We start from the raw sequence: 21,405 nt of genomic DNA, 5'->3' as shown, positions 1-21,405 counted from the left end.
ACGGCATTGTTCTTTTGTCTGGTTACAAAATAAACCTTATCCGCAGTCCATTTTGCAAATTGCTTGTAAAAGTTGTATGCCTTATCAAATACTAGCATACTATGTGCTGGCACATTGATTTGGCTTAAAAAATTTTTGTCGTGCAGTTTTGCTTCTGTTATGCGAACAAATTTGGCAATTGATTGCACCGCATCTATTAGCATATGAACCTTTAAGCCGCCTTTTTTCTTCCCATCATTCTTCGGATTTCTTCCCACTCCTTTTAGTATATCACTGAATAATCTGATCGTTGTTGAATCTATTATTAACAATTCTTTGAACGTTAATCCGTATGTTCGGCTGTCCGACAAAAAACTCTTATATTGTTCTACCAACTTATAATATAGTGCTTCAAAAAACGAACTATCTCTGTTCCTTAATCCATCTCCCGCTGTGCTTTTGGCTGGTGATTTTTGCAATCCCAATTGATTCAATTTTCCCAACATTGCTTTCAATCCCTCTATTGTTTCCGCCATTGAATCGCACCGACTCATGATTCCAAAGAGCATCACTACCAAGTGATCCCAACTTTTGAATGCTTTGTAATAATGGTCACTCATTTTTTCTTTTACTAAACTAACAAATATTGATTTATCTATAAGTCTTAGTATTTGTCCGAAAATCGGCTGACCGACAAATTTCACTTCGCCTACTTCTTCTTTCTGTCAAGTTTTAGTATTTTTAACCATGTCGTAATTCCTTTTTGTTTTTGGTTAAACAAAATTACGACTTTTGGGAGCTACTTTCTTACGTAGCTCCTTTTTATTCTTTTCTCGGTTAGTAGTGATAAAATTTATAAAAAAGTAACTGCTGAGTGGGGATGGCAATATTTAGCAACAACTACTTCAACTTCTTATGAAGATTTAACTGAAACTTATTTAACTGGTGGTCATCAAGCTAATGAACATAATGTTGATTATCGTATAACAGCAGTAGATAATCAGTCCCTGGAATCGATACCATCAGATAAAGTAACAGCAAGAGTTGCCGGAGCTCCGTTAGATAAAAAAGGAAACGAAGAATATGCAGCTGAAAATCCATCTGAATATAGTCTGTTTCAGAATTTTCCTAATCCTTTCAACCCGGTTACTATAATTAAATATCAAATAAAAGAACAAGGATTAGTTCAGTTAAAGGTGTATAATTTATTGGGCCAAGAAATAGTAACGCTTGTAAATGAAGAACAGCCGTCTGGAAATTATGAAGCATTATTTGATGCAAGTAATCTTCCAAGTGGTGTTTACATTTATTCTTTGAGAGTAAATGGCTTTGTTCAAAATAACAAAATGACATTGTTGAAATAACCGTTATAAAAATATAGGGCAAGCTATTAAGGTTTGCCCTTTTTATTTAAGTCCGTAAGTATAACCTGCTGCTCAACACCGACCGCCATTTCAATGTGGCAGTGCAGTAATTATCAGCAGTGTTTAATTATACAAGTTTGTTGTTCGGCAGTGTTCATTAAAATAAATTGTAAATAATTATTGGTATTGTGCTGTTAACTTAGCCGTCCGTTTGGGGCGGCGGGTTAGCAGCCAGAACGTATGTTTAAAGAAAATAATAAATTGAGTTCTCGGAAAACAAACAAAAAAAGGAGAACTCAAACGGCATGTTTACCCACTTTCTTTTAGGTGGGTTAATCTTAAACAACTTGTCCCGATTTATCGGGATAACAAGTCGTTTTATGAGCATTACTCAAACAAAAAATGAGAAGGCAGAAAGAGCAAATTTTATAACCGCTTCTGGATCATAGTTACAGTAATTCTGTGTATTATTTTTGCAGTGCTCTTTTATCCTCTTGCTCTTGATAAATACGATTCACGAACAGCGGTCCTTTTAGCTCTTGCCGGTGCGGCTGTTATCTGGATAGTCTATTTTATTCGCGCATACATTTTTAGCAAATTCAATAATGACAAAAAGAAAGATTAGCTTGCACCGACTCGTATATTTAAAAGTAAACGAGAAGACATATATTTTACCAATAATTTAACTCTTCTGTTTTGAATCATATTTCCTCTCAGATTTTATCTTCAAATTCTTTATTTTAGAACCTGAATGGATAACAAAATATTAATAGCTGAAAATATTAAGCGCAAATTTAAGACTGGTACGGAAAAAACTCTCGAGGTGCTTAAAGGGATTTCACTTGAAATTATTACAGGGGAAATTGCAGTGATCGTCGGTGCTTCAGGTGCAGGCAAAAGCACACTGCTTCACATTATGGGTGCATTGGACACGCCTAATGAAGGTAAAATCTCCATCAATGGAAATGAGCTTTTCAAAATGAAAGATCAGGAACTGGCAAAGTTCAGAAATAAAAATATCGGATTTGTTTTTCAGTTTCATCATCTTCTTCCGGAGTTTACTGCACTCGAGAATGTCTCTATTCCGCAAATGATCGACGGAAAAACGCTTGCAAAATCAGAAGTAAGATCGAAGAAACTGCTTGATCTGGTGGGACTAAGCGAGAGGTTGAATCACAAACCGGCCGAACTTTCAGGCGGCGAACAGCAACGGGTTGCAGTTGCAAGAGCATTGGCAAATAATCCGAAAATCATTTTTGCAGATGAACCATCCGGAAATCTCGATACGCAAAACAGTGAAGCTCTTCATCAACTCATAAACAAGTTAAATAAAGAGTTCAATCAGACTTTCGTCATCGTCACTCATAACAACGACTTGATGAAACTTGCAAATCGTGTTTTTGAAATTAAAGATGGTAAGCTAAATGGGGTCATTCATCATGCTTAATAGAACACTGATTACGCAGATGAGACGGATTTACACGGATTTAATTAAATTCGGTAAAATCGCGAACTAATGTTTCAATTCATCAATTAGATATTGAATTAATAAACGTACACCATAGCCAGTCATAGTTTTTGATGTGTAAGAAATATTCTCTTCTGCGAAGGCAGGACCAGCGATATCGATATGCGCCCACTTATATTTTTCATCGACAAACTTTTCGAGGAAACATGCCGCAGTGATCGCTCCTCCCCATTTTCCGCCGACATTTTTAACGTCAGCAAAATCGCTCTTGATCAATTTGTGATAATCATCCCACAATGGAAGTCTCCAGGTTCTCTCACCTGTCAAGTTCGATGCTTTAACCAATTTTCCAGAAAGCTCATCATCGTGCGTAAATAATCCGGATGCAAACTGTCCAAGTGCAACAACGCAAGCGCCGGTCAACGTGGCAAGATCGATAACTGTTTTTGGTTTATAGCGTACTGCGTATTCGAGTGCATCGGCAAGAATCAATCTTCCCTCAGCATCGGTGTTATCTATTTCGATTGATTTCCCAGATGCAGTGCGGATAATGTCGCCCGGTCTCATCGAACTGCCTGACGGCATATTTTCAGCGGCTGGGACTAATCCAACAAGATTCACTTTTAATTTCAATTCAGCGGCTGCAAATAAAACTGCAATCGTTGTCGCTGCACCAGACATATCACCTTTCATCTCCCACATTCCGGATGCAGGTTTAATGCTAATACCTCCGGAATCAAATGTCACCCCTTTTCCAATTATAATGTATGGAGCTTTTTTTCTCTCCGTTCCGAAATATTCAATTATGATGAATTTCGGTTTTCGTTCACTTCCCTTTCCGACAGCTTCAAGCCCTCCCATTTTTCTTTTTTTAATCTCAGTGAGATCAAACACTTTGACTTTTACTTTGGAATTTTTCTTAGCTAAAGATTTTACTTTCGAAGCGAGAATTTCAGGATAAAGATCCGACGCCGGAGTATTCTGTAAATCGCGTGCGAGGAAAACATTTCTAATTAATTTATTCGCGGATGAGATGACTGAATTTATTTTTTCAGCCCTTAGTTTTGGATAAAATACACTAATGTTTGGAAGAGTTCTTTTATTTTCACTGAGATACCAATCGTATTTATAGCTTCCGAGAGATAATCCTTCCAGAACACTTTGAAGCATATATTCATGATTAGTGAAATTCAGCTTTACCGAATCTTCATCAAATACAGAAACTGAGACAATTACGTTCTTCAGCTTCATCGAAATAAGTTTTTTAACAGCACTTGCAGAAGCACGGCGTAAAGTGTCTGAATTAAACTTCGCTTTCTTCTCACACTTTTGTATGAAAACAAGCGAGCCGTCATCGAGATAAAATGAATTTTGACTTTCTGAATTTTTCGAGACAGACTTTTTAATCCTGTCAGGTACACTGATCTCGAGCAGCTTTTCAATCGACTTGAAAGTGCTTAGAACTTCTTTTTCATCTGAGAAGGAAAAGAATAAAAACGATTCATAAAAATTTTTTGGTATAGAATTAATTGAATTAAACTTCAGCATTGCTTCCTCTTTTTTCAAATTCTGTTAGGTCTTTTTCAGTTTGCTGCAGCAGCTGCGGAATTACTTCATCCAACTGTTTGTCGTAAAATCTAATTCCAGCTGCGTTAATATGTCCGCCTCCGCCGAATTTCTCAGCGAGTAAACTGACTGGAAATGTATCGCGGCTTCTCAAACTTGCTTTTACACCGTCAGCAAGTTCAAAAAATAAAATCCCGATTTTTGCCGACTTAATGCTCAAACAAAAATTTACAAAGCCATCGACATCTTCTTCATTAGCTTCAGCTGATTTTAGCATTTCTTGAGTGATGACCATGTAAGAAATCGATCCATCAGAATTCGATTGAATGTTCGAGATTCCGCTGCCAAGCAGTTTTAACTTTGCAGTAGAAAGTTCATTATAGATTTTATTGTAGATCTCAGTTGGATTAGTACCCATTTCCAGCAATTCAGCAATTATCCGGTGGACTTTTGGTGATGTTCGTTCAAATCGAAATGATCCTGTGTCTGTCATGATCGCTGTATAAAGTGCATCTGCAATTTTTTTATCAAACAGGTTCTCCCCGTAACTTTTAATCAGCTCGAAGATAATTTCACCGGTCGCGGAATAGTCCGTATCACAGAAAAATTCATCTACAAAGTTTTTTGGATTCGTATGATGGTCTATACAAATTTTGTATGCTTTACTTCGCTGAAAAACATCAACCATAGATTTAACTCTGGTTATCTCATTAAAGTCAACAGCAATGAGAGCATCAGCATTTAAAATAATATTATCAAATTTCTTGTTGTACTGTTTGATCAGGTTTTCTTCATTGAGGAATTTATAGTTGCCTGGAGTTTGGCTGTGATTAATTAATTCTACTTCCTTCCCAAGTTTTTTTAGGAAGTATGCAAGAGCAAGCTGGCTGCCAAGCGCATCACCGTCTGGATTAATGTGTGTAGTGATTACGAACTTTGAATTCTTATTGACAATTTCTACAAATTTTTTAAAGTCTATCATATTTAAAACAAAGGGCGAGAACTCTAACTTAAATTCCCGCCCTCAAGTGCAATTTAATAAAATTTACAAGATGAATCTAAAAAGGTATATTTTAAGTATTTGAGTATCGATTCAACCAAAATCCAATACATTTTTTTATTTGACTACACCTTTTTATACTAACCTCATTTATTTTACTTCCCAAGTGCTTGAGTCGTAAAGGAGTTTGTGCAAGTCTCCATTACCCATTTTATTTCTAGCTGCCTCAATTTGATTATGAAGCATTTCATCGTAAGTTGGTTTATTCAGCTGTCTAATTATACCAACAGGTGCAGGGAATCCGGGACGCTCATTCATATGTGCCAGCATATAAGCAATAGCTGGATCAGCTTGAAACTCATTATGTACGAGAAGATCATTTTTTGTAAATCTTCCGTCGGTTAATGAAACGATTTGCGGATGCGCTCCTTCAATGCGTATTCCTTTGTCATTCTCCTTACCGAAGACAAGCGGTTCGCCATGTTTTAAATAAACAACGTTATCCGGCCGTGTTTCTTTTTCGGTGAATCTAAAGAATGCACCATCATTGAATATGTTGCAGTTTTGAAATATTTCAACAAAAGCAGTTCCCTTGTGTCTACCAGCTCGTTCAATCATCTCTTGCAAATGTTTTGTATCACGGTCCATTGTGCGAGCAACGAAAGTCGCTTCAGTTCCAATTGCAAGTGCAACAGGATTAAATGGGTAGTCAATTGATCCAAGCGGACTGCTGCGTGTAATTTTGTTCAATTCAGAGGTAGGAGAATATTGTCCTTTAGTCAGTCCATAAATCCTATTATTAAAAAGAAGAATTTTTATATCAACATTTTTTCTGCAGGTATGGATAAAATGATTACCGCCAATACTCAGTAAATCGCCGTCACCGGTTGCCACCCAGACAGATAGATCTGGACTATGCATTTTCAAACCGGACGCGATCGCCGCGGCACGCCCATGAATACCATGAAAACCATAAGTATCCATGTAATACGGAAACCGGCTCGAACATCCAATTCCAGAAACTACTACGAATTTTTCTTTTTTTATACCAAGATTTGGAAAAACTCTTTGAACTTGTGCAAGGATACTGTAATCACCGCAGCCTGGACACCATCGAACATCTTGACCGGAATGAAAATCTTTCGATGTATATTTTATTTCATTTGTTTGAACATTATCATTCATAATTAATCTTCCTTTTTCTCCTTCATGAGCTCTAAAATTTTATCTTCAATTTCGGATGCTCTAAATGGGAGTCCTTGAATTTTACTTAAAGTAATAGGTGCAATCAAAAACTCAGACCGAATCAAAGTTGCAAGCTGACCAAGATTCAATTCAGGTATTAAGATCTGTTTAAAACTTCGAAGAATTTCACCTAAGTTCTTTTGGAATGGAAAAAGATATTTCAAATGAATTTGAGAAACTTTATGACCTTTATTTCGAGCGCGGTTGACTCCGTCTCTGATCGCCCCATAAGTTCCTCCCCATCCTACAACTAATAATTCCCCTTCACTCTCTCCATAGATTTCGATTTGGGGTAATTCGTCGGCGATCTTCTTGACTTTTTCCTCACGAAGATTAACCATGAATTCGTGATTTTCTGGATCGTAACTTACTCCCCCTGTAATATGCTTTTTCTCTAAGCCGCCAATTCTATGTTCAAGTCCCGGAGTGCCAGGTTGAACCCACGGTCTGGCAAGAAATTCATCCCGTAAATAGGGCTCGAAACCATTTGGGTCTGTTCTAAAGCTCACATCGATTTTGGGGAGCTTTTCGATATCGGGAAGTTTCCAAGGTTCAGATCCGTTTGCAATATACCCGTCTGTTAGAAAAATTACTGGAGTCATGTATTTAATTGCCAAGCGCGTAGCTTCAAGACTAGTGTAAAAACAATCTGCAGGACTTGATGCAGCGATTATTGGAATTGGTGCCTCACCATTTCTGCTGTACATTGATTGCAATAAATCTGCTTGTTCGGTTTTAGTCGGCAACCCTGTACTTGGTCCTCCTCTTTGTACATTTACAATTACCATCGGCATTTCTGTCATTACAGCCAATCCCATTGCTTCTGTCTTCAACGACATTCCCGGTCCGCTGGTTGTGGTTATTGCAAGAGCACCTCCAAATGCGGCTCCTATCGCAGAACAAATTCCTGATATTTCATCTTCCGCTTGAAAAGTCCTTACTCCAAAATTTTTGTGTTTACTTAATTCATGCAAGATATCGCTGGCAGGAGTAATGGGATAAGTACCAAGAAAAAGCGGCAATCCGCTTTGAACAGATGCAGCAACGAATCCAAGTGAAACGGCTTCATTTCCCATAACATTTCGATAAGTTCCTGGTTCGAGCTTAGCTGGTTTAATATCGTATCGGGTTGTAAACAATTCAGCAGTATCACCATAAAAATATCCCGCCTTTAATGCTTTTTCATTGGCGTTCGCTATCTGCTGATTTTTCTTAAACTTGAGATGGATCCATTCGATTGTCGGTTCCATCGGTTTATTGAATAACCAATACATCAAACCGAGAGCAAAGAAATTTTTTGAGCGGGTCATCTCCTTCATCGAAAGTTCCATTCCTTCCAACGAGTTGACAGTAAGGGTTGTTATTGGAACCTCAATAAGATTGTAATTCGAAAGCGTTCCATCACTCAGCGGATTATTTTCATAATGAGCGAGTTTTAAATTTTTATCATCAAATGAATCTGTGTTGACTATGATTAATGCCCCCGGATCGAGATCTTTTAAATTTACTTTCAATGCGGCCGGATTCATTGCGATCAGAACGTTCGGCTGATCACCAGGAGTATTAATTTCCACCGAACCAAAGTTTATTTGGAAACCGCTTACACCATACAATGTACCGGCTGGAGCCCGAATTTCTGCTGGATAGTCCGGAAGAGTGCTTAAATCTTTTCCGGTTAATGCAGTAGTATCCGAAAATTGTGAGCCGGTTAACTGCATTCCATCACCAGAATCACCAGCGAAGCGTATTGTGACTTTACTTAATTCTTCAAGTTTCTTATTCATCATTCCTCTGTAAAAATTTGCTGACAAAACTAAAAGAATTCTTAAGGAATTGCAAGGCAGATTGTTAGGAGTTTTAGTCTCAAATTGGTTTGAATTTATGGTGTAGGAATTACCTTAAAATAGCCACTTGAAATCAAAAAACAGAGTAAGATTTTATGCCAGTGTACCTTGTAATTTTTCATTTAAGATATTTTCACCATACTCAAATCCTGCATTAAATGCTTTTACATTCAATTCTTCAGTTCCCTTCGGCACTGAGGCGAGAACAGCCTGACGCATTGATTCAACATCCAAAAGTTTTGTGATTGAAGTAAAAAATCCCATAATAACAATATTAATCACCATCTTTTTACCGAGATCTTCTGCAATACGAGTGGCGGGTATTGAAAAATGTTTTATATCTTTTCTTAAAGAGGTTGGATTGACCAACTCCTCATCTGTGATAAGTATTCCCCCATCAGCCAATTCAGGAACAAATTTATTATAAGCTTCCTGAGAAAGAATAACCATTATGTTTGGTGCAATGATGTATGGATAATCTATAAGGTCTTTATCGATAATAATTTGAGAACTGCAGGCACTTCCTCTTGCTTCAGGACCGAATGCTTGGATCATTGTAGCGTGTTTATCACTGAAAATTGATGCAGCTCTCCCAAGAATATACCCACTTAGGATCACTCCCTGTCCGCCCATTCCACCAATTTTAATTTCAGTTCTAGACATGTTCTGCCTCCATTTGCTTTTCTTTCTCGCTCTTTATCTTCGGACCATACCATTGATACTTGTCACCAAATTTCTTGGAGTAGTGCTCATTCATCAAATCGAGATATGTTGGCCGATCTTTGTCGACAAATTTTCCAAGAATGATTTTACTTTGAAAACCCAGATCAAGTGATCTCGTATCCGCACCGTTTTTTATCTCACTTTGTTCTTTATAATATACCATCATATCGAGTCCGTCCCCTAGTTTATTACGGCGGCTGTATAGTGTCGGACACGGAGAAATCACTTCGATAAATGAAAAACCTCTTTTTTGGAGTGCTTCTTTCATTGCTTTGGCAAGATGCCGAACATGATACGATGTCCATCGCGCAACATAAACCGCGCCGCAAGACTCAGCCAAAAATGGAAGATTAAATGGTAACTCAAAATTTCCGTGTGGCGTTGTCGATGCAGTAGCACTAATCGGTGTGGTTGGAGCTACTTGACCGCCAGTCATTCCATAGATAAAATTGTTTACTAAGATTACAGTCATATCAACATTTCTCCGTGCAGCATGAATAAAGTGATTCCCACCTATGGCTGTTAAATCTCCGTCACCGCTGTAAACAACAACTTTTAATTCCGGATTCGCTAATTTTAATCCTGTGGCAAAAGGAATTGCTCTGCCATGTGTCGTATGGAACGAGTCAAGATTCAAATAACCTGCAACTCTGCCTGTGCATCCAATACCTGATACAATTGAGACTTTATCGAGGTCAAGTCCGCTTGTTTCAAGTGCACGAGTGAAACAATTTACAGTGGTTCCGATACCGCAGCCTGGACACCAAATGTGAGGAATTCTATCTGTGCGTAAAAATGATTCAACTGGATTGACCGGAATAGAAACATCATCAACAAAAATTTCTTGTGACATACTTCAGTTTCCCTTAACTGATTTAACAATTACATTATAAATATCTTTTGGATTGTGAACCGCACCACCAGCATGCGGAACATTGAAAGTTGGCACATTACCAGATGCACATCTTTCAACTTCTAAAACCATTTGACCAAAATTAATTTCAGGCACAACAAATGCCTTAATCTTCGTGGATAACTCTCGGATTTTTTCTTCTGGAAAAGGCCATGCTGTAATCAGTCGAAGATGTCCGACTCTCATCCCTTCACGCCGTGCTTGTTCGATCGCAGGAATCGCTGTCCGGGAAGTAATCCCATAACTGACAATCACTCCTTCTGCATCATCAACTTGGTCGGATTCATATTCAATAATCTCTTTTGAATTAAACTTAATTTTATTGACTAAGCGATTGACTAGCTTCCCGTGAACTTTGGGAGTCATTACTGGATAACCTTTTTCGTCATGTGTAAGTCCAGTAACATGAATTCGATAACCATCACCTGCTTTGACAATGGACGGAACGAGATCTTCATTCGGCTCATAAGCTAAATATTTATGCTTCGGTCCTTCGTAGTAGCGTCTATCATAAACTTCTATGTCTTCAGCTTTTGGAATAACAACTCTTTCAGTCATGTGACCAACGCATTCATCGAGCATCATCATAACAGGAACGCGGAATTTTTCAGACAGATTAAATGCTTTAACTGTTAAGTCAAAACACTCTTGAGGAGAGTTGGGACAAAGAGCAATTATTCCATAATCACCGTGCGATCCCCAGCGCGCTTGCATCATATCCCCTTGTGCGGGAAGTGTCGGAAGCCCAGTGGATGGACCGGCACGCTGAACATCCACAAACACGCATGGAACTTCAGTCATTGCAGCAAGTCCGATGTGTTCCATCATGAGAGAGAAGCCAGGACCAGAAGTAACTGTCATTGCTTTTTCTCCTCCCCATACGGCTCCTTGAATTGCAATCGAAGAAGCTATTTCATCTTCCATTTGAATAAAGACACCGCCAACAAGTGGAAAACGTTCGGCAATACGTTCAACAACTTCAGTGGATGGAGTGATGGGATAACCCGCCACGAATCGGCAACCTGCAGCAATTGCACCTTCTGCACATGCATGATCGCCATCAATAAAATGTGAACCGGTTAAAACACCGGATGAATCAGCTTTCAAACTTTCACCTCGCTATTTCTTCTTTTTCATAAAACCATAAATCGCGAAATCCGGGCAGACAAGTCCACAGATGTCACAACCATTACAAAGTTCTCTTGATATTAGGATGGGGGGATGATATCCTTTCGAATTATACTGCTCGGAAAGCTTTAGTGCATGTGTTGGACAGAACTCAACACAAAATGCACAACCTTTACATCTCTCGGCAGTGATTACAACCGACCCGATTACTTTTTTTTCTTTAGTAAGAGCCATTTAAATACTTTCTCGAAAATTTCCGAATGATTACGGGATTTAGTTTTGGGTGAGATTCTATTCGCATTCCATCAACAATATTTGGCACAATCCTCTGCACAAAAATAAGAATTAATTTCTATATCGGAAATAATTTATTTACAGGTTGGTTCATTGAGATGAAAAAAGAGTTCAAGCATTGAAGCACTCGAACACATTTTTCTTAATAATTAAAGTTACGCAGAATGGACTTTTTGTCATGTTGAATCCCGAGTAATCGGGACGAAACATCTAAAAAAAAATCTGATAACTGCAACATTAGATTCTTCATCCGTCAGTAGACGGATTCAGAATGACTGTTTTGCGTAACTTCAGTTAATAATTCTGATCAATGATAGTTAATTCTTATCAGCAGCTTCTTTTTTAGGAGCCGCGTGCTTTTTTTTCTTCTTACGAGTATTTCCAGATGTTCCTCTGGAAATTTTTCCTCTCTTAGTTCTTTGATCTCCTTTTCCCATTCATTTCTCCGTTGGTTATTATTATTGTTTTATTTCATTAATTATTCTATTAACAATCTCAACTGATGTTACTCCCTCGGCTTCTGCACTGAAAGTCGGAATAATTCTGTGACGCAAGATTGGAAGAACAACCCGTTTAACATCTTCGATTGCTGGAGTGAAGTGCCCGTTAATAACCGCGCTGGCTTTTGCAGCAAGAATCATAAATTGAGATGCACGTGGTCCTGCACCCCAGTTAATTGAGTCTCTAACAAATTTTGTTGACGCATCCGTTGGACGCGTTAAGTTCGATAAGTTTACCGCATAATAAATTACATTATCTGCAACTGGGACCCGCCTAACTAAATCTTGAAAATAAATTATTTGTTCAGCGCTTAAGACTATTTCAACTTTCGGTTCATATTGGCTTGTTGTGTTTTTCACTATCAGTATCTCTTCTCCGATGGAAGGATAATCGAGCCAAATATTGAACATGAATCGATCGAGCTGCGCTTCCGGCAGAGGATAAGTTCCTTCTTGTTCGATTGGATTTTGTGTTGCAAGAACGAAGAAAGGATCGCTAAGTTGATATTTATTTCCAGCAATTGTTACCTGCCGCTCCTGCATAGCTTCGAGAAGTGCAGATTGAGTTTTTGGCGGAGTTCGGTTGATCTCATCAGCTAAAATAATATTGGCAAACACCGGACCTTTCACGAATTTGAAAACTCTTTGATTCGAAGTTTTGTCAAGTTCTAATATCTCAGTCCCGGTTATATCACTGGGCATCAAGTCCGGTGTGAATTGAATTCGATTAAAACTTAAATCCAACGCTTCTGAAAGAGTTTTTATTAACAATGTCTTTGCCAAACCAGGCACTCCGATAAGCAAGCAATGCCCTCTCGATAAGAGAGCTATTAACAATTGATCAATTGTTTCTTCCTGCCCTACAATTACTTTCCCAATCTCTTTCTTCAATTTCTGTATGATGTTCTTCAGCTCATTTACTGCTTCAACGTCATTTTTGAATTTTACCATGTGTCTCCTTAAATGCGAACTTCCCAGTAAACTAGTTTTTTTAATTGTTCAATCCAATCTGTATAAATCTTCTGTTTTTTATTGAACAAAGCGATTTGACTTAACTTCTCAAAATCTTGATCTAAATTGGGAAAATGTTCAGGAATCCGCTTTTCCAATAAAATTACTTGATATCCATATTGGTTTTGAGCAAGAGTTAACTTTCTTGGTTCGCTAATCTCGCCTTCAGAAAGTTTTGCAACGACATTTCGCATGTCAGTTTCTAATTCTGTAACCTGAAGAGTGCCCATCTCCCCGCCAAACTGTGCTGAAGCTTTATCTTCAGAATATTTCCGGGCAAAATCTGCGAAAGAACCGACTCCATTACGAATACTGTCGGCAATAATTTTTAACTTTGATTTTACGGTTTCATCCATTTCCTGACTTAGCTGAACTTTTAACAAAATATGATGAACTCGAACTGACTCTCCGCGTCTTTCCAATAATTTAATTATATGAAATCCAAGTGGAGTTTCGACCGGGCCGGAAACTTCTCCCTCATTTAAGGTGAATGCCGATTCTTCAAACTCCTTGAAAAACAATCCTCTTTTTACAAATCCAAGATCACCTCCATCTTTCGCCGTGGCTGGATCTTCTGAATTACGTTTTGCAAGTTCCCCGAAATCAATTCCAGATTTGATTGAGTCAATTATTTTTTCCACTCTATTTTTTACTCTCTCTCTATCTAATTCTGAAATTTTTGGGGAGATAAATATCTGCGAGAGTTTGACTTCCTCAGGCACTTTGCCAAGACTGTCTTTATACGAATTAAAAAATTCTTCGACCTCGAACCGACTAATTTCCATCGATGCAAAACGCTGCCCTTGCACTTTTTGGATTAACAGATTATTCTTTACCTCATCTCGGAGTTCTCTTTTAATTTTTTCAAGCGGGCGATTGTACACTTTTTCAAAATTTTCTTTTGAACCATACTGTTCGATGAACATATCAATCTGGTACTCAAGCTGTCTACTGACTTCTTCTTCGGAAACGTTCACGCTATCGATTTGAGCTTGAGCAAGTATCAACTTTTCTTCTATCATTGAATTGAGCACGTTCTTCTTCAAAGTTGGATCATTTGGGTTCAATCGTCGTTGATATGCTGTTAGTTGAGTTTGAAAATCAAGCTCGCTCTGAAGGATGTATTCATCATCAACAACCGCGACAATCTTATCAAGTACTTCCTGAGCAAATGTTAATGAGGAATAAAAAATAATTAATACGATTAGTCTTTTCATTTAGTCTAACTCTTTTATTTGTATGTCGGATTCGTCTGCTAATTTATTCACAAGTGCTTTGTAATAATCCTGCTGTTTGGATTGCATTATACGTTCAGTGATTAATTCTTTCACAAAATTTAGTTTTGGCTCGGTTCCACGTGAATACTTTTCAACAAGCTGAGTTACTAAGTACTTACCATTCCCAAGGTCAATTGGATAAGTAATTTCCCCGGTAAACATTGTTTCCATCATTTCACTTAATTCATATGGAAGTTCGTCAAAATCTTTCAAATAGACATCATATCGCAGATCTAAGATATCACTGACTTTAACTATTTGGTTAACTGCGTTTTTAAAATCCAATTTTAAAATTGCAGTATTTCTTAGATCAACTGCTTTTCGTAAATCACTTAAAACAATTTGATTTACCTTATAAATATTATAATCGAGAACGAACTCATGTTTATGTTTAGCAAAGTATTCTTCAATTTCTTTGGAACTTGGAAGGAAATCTGTATCTGAGAATTTTTTCTCTAAGAATTTTCCAGCGAGAAGCTTTCGGCTATTCAAATGATATTGGAATATAAAATCTTCTTCATACTCAATTCCCTCTTTAAGAGCTTCTTGTGCCAGAAGTTCTGTCTCGATCCAGTTATCAATGAATTCTTTCAATTCATGTTTAGATAAATTCGATGTATCAATTCGTGTTGCAAGGAACTTGCGGGTCAATGGCTGTCCATTGACCATAGCAAGATAATCTTTCGGCGGTTCCTCTTTTTTGCAACCATTAATTGTACAGAAAAATATTAATGCTGCAATTAGAGATATAATTCTTTTATTCTGTGAATGCTTTTTCAAGCTTATCGTAATTTATCTCAGGTTTATAGTTCGATTTCAGAAATTCGAGATATTCTTTTTCCAAACGTTTCGATTCTAATTCCTGCAGACTTCCACTTACCTCCGGAAGCGCTTCATTAAATGTTTTTTGACCTGCAGGGTATTTCTTAATCAATTTTACAATGGAAAAACCATTTGTATGTGCAAGTGGTTCTGCGACTTCACCTTCTTTTAATTGATCAGCTTTCATTGCAAGCTGGTTATCAAGAACCGGTTTAATTCCATGATGACCATATTTTTCTTTATAACCGGGACGTTCGGTATACTGAGCAGCTAAGGTATCAAATTCTTCGCCATTCTTATAAAGCTGATAGACAATTTTTGCAAGCGAATCTGTCTTAACGAAAATCTCAGCATAATCAACTCTATCCGGCCATTGGTATTTTTCCTTGGTGGCTTCATAATGGGATTTTAATTTATCTTCATTAATTTCAATTTTGTTCCAGACTTCTTCTTCTTGGAGCTTAAAAATAAGGATCCCGTTTTTATATTCTTCCATCAATTCACTGAATAGTGGATATTTTGCCGGGAGATAGTCAACAGCTTTTTGAAGGATCAATGTCTCAGTCACTTTATTTGTTACTGTTTCAAATATGGCTTTATTAATTCTACGATTAGCAAATTCAGGTAATGCAATCGCATGAGCAACTACCGAATCAACTGTCATAATTTCTTCAGCATAAGTGAACACGACCGACTTTCCGACTTTCTCTCTTAGATCGCTGCTTGAGTAGATTTCACCGAATTCAGTCGTATCGGCGAATTGTTCAACCAAATCAAAAACTTCTGAGTTCAGATGATAGCTGAACGCTGCCTTCAGTGAATCAATTAACTTTTTATGGTCATCATTATATTTGATTCTTTGATATATCCCTTTTAATGTTTCCTTTTCTTCATCAAAAGATTTCAAAGGTTTCCGATCGACAAGTTTAATCAAATGATAACCAAAAGGAGTAACAACAACGTCAGAAACTTCACCAACTTTTAAATTGTGAGCTGCCTCGTCAAATGGCTGTACCATCATTCGGCGTGTAAAATAGCCAAGGTCGCCGCCGGTTGATTTTGAACCTTCATCTTCCGAAAATTCTTTTGCGAGTTCATTAAAATCTTCACCAAGCTTAATTTTATCTTTGATTGAATTTACAAGTTCAAGTGCTACGGTTGTATCTTCACTCGTTGATTCTGGCTTCACCTGAATGAGTATGTGACTTGCACGAATTTCCGGTGTTCGCAGTTTTCGATCTGTTACTTTAATCAGATGATACCCAAATTGAGTTTTAACCGGCTCTGGATATACTTCTCCTTTTTTTAAAGTATAACATGCATCTTCAAATGAAGGAATAATTTCTCCAGCAGTTATATAAAATATATCTCCACCATTTGGAGCTGAATAAAAATCTTGTGAATATTTTTTTGCCATTTCTTCGAATGATTCACCCATCTTTATAGAATCGAGAACAGCATTTGCTCTTGCATGCATCCCCACTTCGCCTGAAGTATCAGGACGAAACATGATATGACTTACTCGCAACTCTTCTTTTCGCTTTTCGTACAGTTCTTTTATGTTTGGATCAACTAACTTCTTTTCTAAGAGATAGCTGACACCAATTTTATTTTTGTAATCAGTATATTCACTGACGACATCGGGCAGTTGATCGATACCTCTTTTCTTAGCATCGAAAATTTTCATTCTGAAATTAACGTACAAATCTAAAAAATTCTTTTTCTTTGAAAGAGAATCTGATTTTGCTGCATCATATCCTCCATTATTCTTTGCATATACATTTTCAAATTCCTCAAGAGACACTTTTTGGTTTTCAAACTCTGCGACAGAAATATCTTTCTTACTCGTTGAGCATGATATTAACCCAATTGATATGATAAACAAAATAAGCGACTGAATTTGATTTCTTTTCATTCTTTCTCCTATGTAAGTAAACGAAATATAGTTTTTTTTATATAAATAAAATTTTAACCCATTATAGATGGACCAACTACCTCAACTGAGCACCAAGAGGTAATGATTCCGGAACTTCGACTAATTTTAATTTTTTGTTTTCATCCTCTACAGCTAGTATCATTCCCTCGGAAATTTCATTCATTAAATTTGCCTTTTGCAAATTTGATACGATTAATACTCTTCTGTCAATCATTTCTTTTGCTTCATAAAATTCTGCCAGTCCGGCAATTACTTGACGCTGTTCAAATCCAATATCCACTTTTAATTTTAATAATTTTTTAGACTTATTTACTTTTTCACAGCTTAAAACCTTGGCAACACGGATTTCAATCCGCTTAAACTCATCCATGGAGATTTCGTTTCCTTTTTCTTTTGAGGATTCGTCTTTTGGAAGAAATGGCTGAATTTCACTCTCCTCAATTTTTTTGATGATTATTTCAGGTGGATTTATCTTATGACCAGCTTCTAATTTTGCCTCACCAGCACTTTCCCAGATCCTTAAATTTTTATCTGCCACATTTAAGAGAGTGAAAATTTTCTTGGTTGTGAATGGCAGAATAGGCGAAAGAAGTATTGCTAGTGTACGAATAATTTGAAGTGATACGTAAAGCGTTGCTGCACATTTTTCTTTATCGGCTTTTACTGTCTTCCAAGGTTCACTATCATTAAAAAATTTATTCGCCGCACGAGCGAGATTCATGATCTCATTGAGTGCATCTTTTATCTTTATTCTTTCAAAATTGTAATTGACTCTTTCTATGTAACCAGCAAGTGCATTTAACATATTCGTATCGATCTCAGATAGATTGCTCGCAGCAGGTACTTCAGAATTAAAATGTTTCTGAGTAAACGTCAAAGTGCGGTTAACATAATTTCCAAGTATGTCGGCAAGTTCATTATTATTTTTTGCTTGGAAATCTTTCCAATAGAAATCGGTATCACGATTTTCGGGTAAATTAGAAGCCAGGTAATACCTCAGCGAATCCGGCTGAAAACTCTTAAGATATTCCTGCAAATCGATTCCCCATCCGCGGCTTTTTGAAAATTTAAGTCCCTCGTAATTTAAGAATTCATTTGCCGGAACGTTATCGGGCATGATATATTTTTCTCCATCATTATCATTCCATGCCATTAGCATCGCAGGAAAAACAATGCAATGAAAGACTACGTTATCTTTACCAATAAACGCAATGTACTTTGTATCCTCATTTTGCCAGTACTTTTTCCAAAGTTCTGGTTCTCCTTTTGCTTGACACCATTCCTTTGTTGAAGAGATATATCCGAGAACAGCTTCGAACCAGACGTAGAGGACCTTTTCATTATATGTTTCTATAGGAACTTTCACTCCCCAATCCAAATCCCTCGTAACTGCTCGATCTTGAAGTCCATCATTGAACCAGCTTTTGCAGTAGTTGAGAACATTTTCTTTCCAATTTTCTTGCTCATCTTTCAACTGAATGTATTTTTCAAGACGTGCTTGATAATCACCCAATGGAAAATAAAAATGAGAGGTTTCACGAAGTACAGGTGCCTCCCCTGTAATTTTACTTCTTGGATTAATTAATTCGGTTGGATTTAAAAAACTTCCGCAGCTTTCACATTGATCACCCCGAGCTTCCTCGCTTTTACACACAGGACAAGTTCCTAAGAGATATCTATCAGGTAAAAACATCTTAACTTTTTCATCAAAGTACTGCTTCTCTTTTTTCTCCGTGAGTATTTTATTATTGTATAATTTTAAGAAATATTCCTGGGCGGTTTCATGGTGAATTGGGAGTGAAGTCCGAGAATAATTATCGAAACTCATTCCGAAATCTTCAAATGCTTTTTTATTTTGAATATGGTATCGATCAACTACTTGCTGCGGTTTTATTTTTTCTTGTTCAGCCGTGATTGTGATGGGTACGCCATGTTCATCAGAACCGCAGATAAATATTATATCTTCACACTTTAGTCTTTTAAATCTAACATAGATATCAGCAGGTAAATATGCACCTGCTAAGTGCCCAAGATGTATAGGCCCATTTGCATATGGAAGCGCAGCAGTTACTATTGTTCTCTCGAATTTCTTCAATTTTTCCTATAAATTTTGACAAATTTAACCAATACGTTTGTAAATTCAAATGCTTCACCTGTGCAAAAATTAACATTATATTACACAGAAACCTTTATTTAGACGAATAATAAAAAAGCCACAGCATAAAAGCATGTGGCTCGATTGTATAATCTGTAATTAATATTGAATTACTAGTTTCCGTACATTCCGTTAATTAAATCTGCGTACCTTTCCTCAACTAATTTACGCTTAACTTTTAAGGTCGGTGTTAATTCCCCTCCTTCGATGCTAAAGGGTTTATCTAGAATTACGAATTTTCTAATGCGCTCATAATTTGCAAGATTGCGCTGAAGTGTAGCAATATCTTTCTCTATAATCTGATAAACCTCCGGTAATTTTGTCAATTCCTCAACTTGACTGTAGGGAATTTTATGTGAATCCGCATATTCCCTTAGAGCTTCGAAGTCAGGTGTTATTAGTGCAGAGAGGAAGGTTTTATTATCGCCGATTAAGACAAATTGATCAATAAATTTACTCCTCGTGAAAATATTCTCGAGAGGCTGCGGTGCTATGTATTTTCCTCCGGATGTTTTGAATAAATGTTTTTTCCTATCAGTGATTCGTACAAAACCATGTTTGTCAAATTCACCGATATCTCCAGTGTGAAGCCATCCATCTTTATCAACTGTTTCAGCTGTAGCTTTTTTATTATTGTAATATCCCATCATGATATTCGGACCGCGAGCAAGTATTTCACCATCCTCTGCAATTTTTACTTCAACACCCGGAATTGGTTTTCCCACAGTTCCAAACTTATAATCATCTAATCGATTGCAAGTAATGACTGGACTCGATTCGGTGAGTCCATAACCTTCGACAATGATTATTCCCAGAGCTTCAAAGAACTCACCAATGTTCTGCGGTAAAGCTGCACCCCCGCTAACAAAAAATCGCAATCGACCACCTGTACGCGCTTTAATTTTCTTAAATACTAGTTTATCCGCCAATTTATACTTAGCGGATAAAATCGGAGAGAGCTTTTTCTTCTTTCTTGACTCATGATATTTTTTACCAGTTTCGATAGCCCAGAAAAATATTTTTTGCTTTTTTGGAGGAGATGATTCTACATTTTTCATAACCCTTGCATGAATTCTCTCAAACAATCGAGGAACTGATGTCATAATAGTCGGTTTGATTTCAAGCATATTTTCTGCAACGGTGTCGATGCTTTCCGCATAGCAAATCATTCCACCTGAGGAAAGCGCGGTATAATATCCGGCCATTCTTTCAAATGAATGCGATAGAGGAAGAAAAGATAAGAAGATATCAGTTTCGCCAATAGAAATACATTCTTTTGCCGCTCGAATGTTTGTGACAAAATTATTATTCGTCAGCATAACCCCTTTTGGTTCGCCAGTTGTTCCTGAGGTATAAATCAATGTACACAAATCTTCTGGTTTGGCTTTTGCTATCTCATCATCAAGGAAATTTGGATTCGAAGCAGCATACTCTTTTCCTTTTTCCATGACCTCGTTCATTGCTAAGATACCATCACCGGAATCTTTATCGTTCATGATTATTATATGCTTTAAGGCTTTTACATTTTCTTTAATTTTTAGAACTTTTGTAAGCTGTAGTTTATTTGAAACTATAACCGCTTTGCAACTAGAATCTTTTAGAATGTATTCAACAGTGGCTGACGTCGATGATGGATACATCGGAACATCAATAGCTCCTAAGGACAATATAGCCAGATCCGAATAAGCCCATTCTGGACGATTCTCGGCTACTATTCCAACCATATCGCCACGCTTAATTCCCAATGCTGCTAAACCATTAGCAAAATTTCTTATATACTCACGGAATTCTGCGAATTTAATTCCAGAGAATTTCTTGTCCACCTTACGCATCATAACGAACCGCTCAGAGTTAACGTTAAGTTTTGTCAACTTATCATACATCTCGGCGATTGTTTTGAATTCTTCTACTGAGGCCATCAGTCCCTCCTAATTTGTTTTAAAATATTTTTATTAGCAATAATATTTAGCAATACCTTATGAAGTGCAATTATAACAATGAACAGCATTAATTTCCATAAAATTTATACATAAAAATTCACTACTAACCGAGAAAAGAATAAAAAGGAGCTACGTAAGAAAGTAGCTCCCAAAAGTCGTAATTTTGTTAAACCAAAAACAAAAAGGAATTACGACATGGTTAAAAATACTAAAACTTGGCAGAAAGAAGAAGTAGGCGAA

Annotated in this window: 18 protein-coding genes; 2 read left to right on the top strand and 16 right to left on the bottom strand. The window is 37.1% G+C overall.

The window, feature by feature from the left end; translation table 11 throughout:
* Positions 1–683, bottom strand: a 683-nt coding sequence (locus tag FJ213_09285) for a DUF4372 domain-containing protein (protein ID MBM4176350.1), incomplete at its 3' end; no start/stop codon positions are given.
* Positions 684–803: 120 nt separating this feature from the next.
* Between FJ213_09285 and FJ213_09280 the strand changes: the two genes are divergently transcribed.
* Positions 804–1,343 (top strand): T9SS type A sorting domain-containing protein, encoded by a 540-nt coding sequence (locus FJ213_09280; protein MBM4176349.1) that lies wholly within the window; start codon positions 804–806, stop codon positions 1,341–1,343.
* A gap of 751 nt (positions 1,344–2,094) precedes the next feature.
* Positions 2,095–2,790, top strand: a complete 696-nt coding sequence (locus FJ213_09275; GenBank protein MBM4176348.1) for an ABC transporter ATP-binding protein — start codon at positions 2,095–2,097, stop codon at positions 2,788–2,790.
* 66 nt (positions 2,791–2,856) lie between these two features.
* Here the strand turns inward: FJ213_09275 and FJ213_09270 are convergent, their stop codons facing one another.
* The 15 genes from FJ213_09270 to FJ213_09200 form a co-directional block, all read right to left on the bottom strand.
* Entirely contained in the window at positions 2,857–4,359 is a 1,503-nt protein-coding gene (locus FJ213_09270; GenBank protein ID MBM4176347.1) for a leucyl aminopeptidase, read from the bottom strand.
* Positions 4,346–5,359, bottom strand: a complete 1,014-nt coding sequence (locus FJ213_09265; protein ID MBM4176346.1) for a bifunctional oligoribonuclease/PAP phosphatase NrnA — start codon at positions 5,357–5,359, stop codon at positions 4,346–4,348. The genes FJ213_09270 and FJ213_09265 overlap by 14 nt, the downstream gene beginning before the upstream one ends.
* 168 nt (positions 5,360–5,527) lie before the next feature.
* Positions 5,528–6,562: a 2-oxoacid:ferredoxin oxidoreductase subunit beta gene (locus FJ213_09260; GenBank protein ID MBM4176345.1), complete on the bottom strand. Its 1,035-nt coding sequence runs from the start codon at positions 6,560–6,562 to the stop codon at positions 5,528–5,530.
* Between the two features lie 2 nt (positions 6,563–6,564).
* Positions 6,565–8,409, bottom strand: a complete 1,845-nt coding sequence (locus FJ213_09255; protein ID MBM4176344.1) for a 2-oxoacid:acceptor oxidoreductase subunit alpha — start codon at positions 8,407–8,409, stop codon at positions 6,565–6,567.
* 150 nt (positions 8,410–8,559) lie between these two features.
* Complete coding sequence (locus FJ213_09250) at positions 8,560–9,129, bottom strand: pyruvate ferredoxin oxidoreductase (protein MBM4176343.1); 570 nt, start codon at positions 9,127–9,129, stop codon at positions 8,560–8,562.
* A complete protein-coding gene (locus tag FJ213_09245) occupies positions 9,122–10,042 on the bottom strand; it encodes a 2-oxoacid:ferredoxin oxidoreductase subunit beta (GenBank protein MBM4176342.1) in 921 nt (306 codons plus the stop codon). Before FJ213_09245 ends, FJ213_09250 begins: the two co-directional genes overlap by 8 nt.
* Before the next feature lie 3 nt (positions 10,043–10,045).
* The gene (locus tag FJ213_09240) at positions 10,046–11,209 is read right to left on the bottom strand and encodes a 2-oxoacid:acceptor oxidoreductase subunit alpha (GenBank protein MBM4176341.1); all 1,164 of its coding nucleotides are present in this window, start codon (positions 11,207–11,209) and stop codon (positions 10,046–10,048) included.
* Positions 11,210–11,221: 12 nt separating this feature from the next.
* Positions 11,222–11,464, bottom strand: a complete 243-nt coding sequence (locus FJ213_09235; GenBank protein ID MBM4176340.1) for a 4Fe-4S dicluster domain-containing protein — start codon at positions 11,462–11,464, stop codon at positions 11,222–11,224.
* 377 nt (positions 11,465–11,841) lie between these two features.
* On the bottom strand, positions 11,842–11,961 hold the full coding sequence (locus FJ213_09230) for a 30S ribosomal protein THX (GenBank protein ID MBM4176339.1): 120 nt from the start codon (positions 11,959–11,961) through the stop codon (positions 11,842–11,844).
* 21 nt (positions 11,962–11,982) lie between these two features.
* The gene (locus tag FJ213_09225; protein MBM4176338.1) at positions 11,983–12,975 is read right to left on the bottom strand and encodes a MoxR family ATPase; all 993 of its coding nucleotides are present in this window, start codon (positions 12,973–12,975) and stop codon (positions 11,983–11,985) included.
* An 8-nt stretch (positions 12,976–12,983) separates the two neighbouring features.
* Positions 12,984–14,252: a parvulin peptidyl-prolyl isomerase gene (locus tag FJ213_09220; protein MBM4176337.1), complete on the bottom strand. Its 1,269-nt coding sequence runs from the start codon at positions 14,250–14,252 to the stop codon at positions 12,984–12,986.
* On the bottom strand, positions 14,253–15,092 hold the full coding sequence (locus FJ213_09215) for a hypothetical protein (GenBank protein MBM4176336.1): 840 nt from the start codon (positions 15,090–15,092) through the stop codon (positions 14,253–14,255).
* On the bottom strand, positions 15,070–17,049 hold the full coding sequence (locus FJ213_09210) for a hypothetical protein (protein ID MBM4176335.1): 1,980 nt from the start codon (positions 17,047–17,049) through the stop codon (positions 15,070–15,072). The genes FJ213_09215 and FJ213_09210 overlap by 23 nt, the downstream gene beginning before the upstream one ends.
* 76 nt (positions 17,050–17,125) lie before the next feature.
* Positions 17,126–19,165, bottom strand: coding sequence for a methionine--tRNA ligase (gene metG / locus FJ213_09205; protein ID MBM4176334.1), 2,040 nt, complete (start codon positions 19,163–19,165; stop codon positions 17,126–17,128).
* Between the two features lie 173 nt (positions 19,166–19,338).
* Positions 19,339–21,144, bottom strand: coding sequence for a long-chain fatty acid--CoA ligase (locus FJ213_09200; GenBank protein MBM4176333.1), 1,806 nt, complete (start codon positions 21,142–21,144; stop codon positions 19,339–19,341).
* Between the last annotated feature and the right edge of the window lie 261 nt (positions 21,145–21,405).

This window comes from Ignavibacteria bacterium, from assembly GCA_016873845.1.
Classification (GTDB): Bacteria; Bacteroidota; Ignavibacteria; order Ch128b; family Ch128b; genus JAHJVF01.
This window is presented reverse-complemented; position numbering and strand designations above follow the sequence as displayed.

Bases quoted from the DNA above. Each gene is read 5' to 3' on its own strand.
- FJ213_09255 (MBM4176344.1), bottom strand. From the start codon at position 8,409: ATGATGAATAAGAAACTTGAAGAATTAAGTAAAGTCACAATACGCTTC.
- FJ213_09245 (MBM4176342.1), bottom strand. From the start codon at position 10,042: ATGTCACAAGAAATTTTTGTTGATGATGTTTCTATTCCGGTCAATCCA.
- FJ213_09260 (MBM4176345.1), bottom strand. From the start codon at position 6,562: ATGAATGATAATGTTCAAACAAATGAAATAAAATATACATCGAAAGAT.
- FJ213_09210 (MBM4176335.1), bottom strand. From the start codon at position 17,049: ATGAAAAGAAATCAAATTCAGTCGCTTATTTTGTTTATCATATCAATT.
- FJ213_09225 (MBM4176338.1), bottom strand. From the start codon at position 12,975: ATGGTAAAATTCAAAAATGACGTTGAAGCAGTAAATGAGCTGAAGAAC.
- FJ213_09235 (MBM4176340.1), bottom strand. From the start codon at position 11,464: ATGGCTCTTACTAAAGAAAAAAAAGTAATCGGGTCGGTTGTAATCACT.
- FJ213_09275 (MBM4176348.1), top strand. From the start codon at position 2,095: ATGGATAACAAAATATTAATAGCTGAAAATATTAAGCGCAAATTTAAG.
- FJ213_09265 (MBM4176346.1), bottom strand. From the start codon at position 5,359: ATGATAGACTTTAAAAAATTTGTAGAAATTGTCAATAAGAATTCAAAG.
- FJ213_09220 (MBM4176337.1), bottom strand. From the start codon at position 14,252: ATGAAAAGACTAATCGTATTAATTATTTTTTATTCCTCATTAACATTT.
- FJ213_09230 (MBM4176339.1), bottom strand. From the start codon at position 11,961: ATGGGAAAAGGAGATCAAAGAACTAAGAGAGGAAAAATTTCCAGAGGA.
- FJ213_09200 (MBM4176333.1), bottom strand. From the start codon at position 21,144: ATGGCCTCAGTAGAAGAATTCAAAACAATCGCCGAGATGTATGATAAG.
- FJ213_09270 (MBM4176347.1), bottom strand. From the start codon at position 4,359: ATGCTGAAGTTTAATTCAATTAATTCTATACCAAAAAATTTTTATGAA.
- FJ213_09250 (MBM4176343.1), bottom strand. From the start codon at position 9,129: ATGTCTAGAACTGAAATTAAAATTGGTGGAATGGGCGGACAGGGAGTG.